Annotated in this window: 2 protein-coding genes and 1 pseudogene; 1 reads left to right on the top strand and 2 read right to left on the bottom strand. The window is 61.4% G+C overall.

Annotation, left to right across the window (positions count from 1 at the left end):
* Together ABT116_RS41890 and ABT116_RS41895 are read right to left on the bottom strand one after the other, a co-directional pair.
* Positions 1–443, bottom strand: a 443-nt coding sequence (locus tag ABT116_RS41890) for a hypothetical protein (protein WP_351645620.1), incomplete at its 3' end; no start/stop codon positions are given.
* A 1,054-nt stretch (positions 444–1,497) separates the two neighbouring features.
* A complete protein-coding gene (locus ABT116_RS41895; protein ID WP_351645622.1) occupies positions 1,498–1,986 on the bottom strand; it encodes a glycoside hydrolase family 25 protein in 489 nt (162 codons plus the stop codon).
* 16 nt (positions 1,987–2,002) lie between these two features.
* Here ABT116_RS41895 and ABT116_RS41900 point away from each other — a divergent pair.
* A pseudogene (locus ABT116_RS41900) lies at positions 2,003–2,808 on the top strand (hypothetical protein); the annotation flags it as partial.

Below are 2,808 nucleotides of genomic sequence, written 5' to 3' on the forward strand. Positions count from 1 at the left end.
GCTGAGGTTTGGTAGATCGCCGGCTTGATCGTCGTCGGCACACCCGTGTACGCGGAAGTCCCCAACGCTGCATAGTGCAACGTGGGAAATGCCTTCGTTTCGATCCCCTGGTGATTCTTTCCTGCAACCGAGTCGGTGAGGAAAGCCTTGAAGTTGATCTTGTAACCGTCGGTGAGCTGGATTTCCATCGACTGCCCTGCCGCAGAAGCAGCCGTTGCCGCATCGAGCGTCGACATATCGATCCAGCAGATGTTCTGCGAGAACGGACCGGTGCCGGGGGCGCTGAATGCGCAGCCTTTTGCAGGCTGTTCATCCGGAAGAACAGCGGCGCGAGCCGGCGCCTGAGCCTGAACGGGACCGCCGAGCGTCGCGGCCGGCTGCGCTGACGCAACCACTGCCGTCGCGCCGGAGATACCGAGAATCATCGCGATGGCGGTCCACACCACCGTCCACGCTCGCACCCAGGGCGGGAGCCCTGCGGTGAATAAGGCCGACCTTGTCGGCGGTATGTCGTTAGGCATTTCTTACTCCCCAGGATGTGCCTGATCGATGTTCGATGGACGGAGATGCGAGAGCGCTGGCGCGAACTCCCGATTGATCGGTTGGTTCGGGTCGATGCTGTTTTCGGCTGATCGACCTCACACCGGACGCTGTTGCCGGTCCTGTCATTCGAGCTCCTCTTCGGAAACACCTGCGTGTTGGAAGAGCCGTCCCGAACAGGACCTTGGCCCTCGAAATCCGTGCAAATCGAGAGCAACCTTCCAGTTATCTGGACCAAGATAACAGATAACCGGGAGCTTGCCCATCGAAAGTCAGACAAAGCAGACCGATCGCCGTTTTTGTTCGTAGATCGGACAACATCAGGGAAGCGGTGTTGTCCAAGCGGACAATTCACCCACCGGAGTACGTCGCGACACCGAACGCGATGAAATTCGACGTTTTCGCTGGCCAGATCGGGTGAAAACCCGCGTCGAGTACGGCACCCAATCTGGACAAATGCCCAATATGCATAAGGCCTGTTGAGTGCACCACAACCATCTGAACCCGAGGCGAATCCTCGTCACTGAGTGGCGCAATACCATCCGAACAAACCGCTGAAATTGATCGAATTGATCCAGACCGCACCCAGCGACGGCTGCCGGTAACGAAGCACCCCCGGGGCTCCGATATTTTGATTGCGAGGCGCAACATTCGACCCGAAACCGGGCGTCCACCCTGGCACCAGACAGAACTTCAAGTCCGTTTTGTAGCTTTTCGGAAGGAGCGATTCTGCTCACTAGCTGCCGTGGCTATCTTCTGATCATGACCAGCTAGTCGTAAATTCAGGGGCCGTGGCTACCGTTGAGCAGAATTCTCGTAACTGGCGAGCAACAACCGGACCAACCAGCCAAGCATCGCAAGAGCGCCAAAAAGGGCCCCTCCACGCGCCTCGAGACAAATGCCTCGAGGGCGAAAGGGCCCGAAACAGGCACCACGGAGCCAAAGGCCCGCCGCAAACTAGCTGCTGCCGAACCCCACACTGTTGGCGTAGCGATCGAAATCGCCCTGCGCTCCGCTGTAGACGTTGATATCAGTGTTTCCGGTGATCCCGGGGATGCGTCCGGTGCTGGTGTACTGCCAGAAGGTCCAGTTGGACCAACCACCGGGCAGCGGGCCCGGTGCGTTCTGCCCGTTGTAATCGGCGATCCACAGCGGGTAGTGGTTGAACTCGGTGGTGTTGGCCATCTGAGTACGCCAGAAGTTGGGGTACGTATAGATGATTGGCTGCCGCCCGGTCAGTGCCTGGACGGTGTTCAGGTAGCGATGAGTCCAGTCGATGACCTGACCGGCAGGCAGTCCTTTTGCGTCCTCTAGATCCAGAACTGGCGGGAGGTCACCGGGTCCGTTGATACCCAGGACGATCGCCGAATAGAAGGCGGCCTGGGCTTCGGGGGACTGGCGAACGTCTGCGTAGTGGTAGGCCCCGCGCGAGACGCTGGAATCCAAGCCCGAGAGCGTTCAGGTGTCGGTGGTGCGCCGGGTTCTCGGCGTCGTGATCCTGCTCGCGGGCATCGCGATGACGGTCCTGGGAGTGACGAATCAGCAGGTGCCGGCCGCAACCGCCGGTGGGCTGTTCTCGTTCCTGGGAATCGCAGCCCTGTCCGGTCGAATCGTGCCTGCACTGATCAATGCCGCCGGCGGCGTATTGGCGAGACTGATCGGTCCGGTGGGAAGCCTGGCAGCAGGCAACGCCGGGAGAAACCCACGCCGGACCTCGGCGACAGCCACGGCGCTGTTGATCGGAGTCGCATTGACGAGCACGCTCGTCGTGGGAATCGCGACGGTCAAGGAAGCTGCACCTGCAGCAATGGACAGCCAATTTCCGGTCGACGTGATGGTGAGCAGCTCCGGCTCCGCGCCCCTGCCCGCCGGTTTGGGGACTGACATTGCGGCCGTCAACGGTGTCGGCGCGGTGAGCGGTCTGGACAAGGCCGAACTGACGATCGACGGGCGGGGCTCGTTGGCCGGATTCGGCGTCGACGCTGCTCGGGTGAAAGATGTTCTGCGTACCGAGATCTCGGTACCCACTGCCGGTCAGCTCGTGCTCTCGCCCGCTGATCTGACCGAGTACAAACTCTCGGCGGGCGATACGGCCACGGTGAGAGGGGATCGCGGCGCCGTCAACGTCAGCGTGATCGAAGGCGTGAAAGGTCAACCAGCGCTGCTGGATCGAGGCCCCGATCATGCGGTCGGGCAGCAGGAGGACGGCGGCGTCCGGGTCGCCGGTGAGGGTGAGTTCGGGGGCGTAGAGACGGCCGAGAGCGCCGT

It is taken from the genome of Streptomyces sp. NPDC002130 (assembly GCF_040296465.1).
GTDB lineage: Bacteria > Actinomycetota > Actinomycetes > Streptomycetales > Streptomycetaceae > Streptomyces.